Annotated in this window: 1 protein-coding gene; it reads right to left on the bottom strand. The window is 70.8% G+C overall.

Annotation, left to right across the window (positions count from 1 at the left end; genetic code table 11):
• Positions 1-455 (bottom strand): aldehyde dehydrogenase family protein (locus AC1DSF_RS30885; RefSeq protein WP_478184122.1); only part of this gene is annotated, 455 nt, incomplete at both ends.

Here is a 455-nt window from a genome sequence, read left to right as displayed (position 1 = left end):
TACACGCGCTTGACGGCCGCGCACACCTGGCCGCTGTTGGTGAAGGCGCCCCAGAAGATGCGTTCGGCGATCTTGACCGGGTCGGCGTCGTCGAGGATGATCGCGGCGTCGTTGCCGCCGAGTTCCAGGGTGACGCGCTTGAGGTCGGGGGCGGCCGACGCGGCGACGTGTTTGCCGGTGGCGACCGAGCCGGTGAAGCTGATCTTGCGGGCGAGCGGGTGGGCGGTCATCCACGCGCCGAGTTCGTCGCCGCCGCTGACCGTGTTGACCACGCCCGCGGGCAGGACGTCGCGCAGGATCTCGCCGACGATCAGCGTGGACAGCGGAGTGTAGGGCGACGGCTTGATGACGACCGTGTTGCCCGCCCGCAGCGCCGGGGCGATCTTCCAGAACGCCAGGGTGAGCGGGAAGTTCCACGGGGTGATGGCGGCGACCACGCCGACCGGGCGGCGGAC

This window comes from Variovorax sp. 01N429, assembly GCF_056399425.1.
The sequence above is the reverse complement of the archived record's forward strand: the minus strand, read 5'-3'. Positions and strand labels throughout refer to the sequence as shown.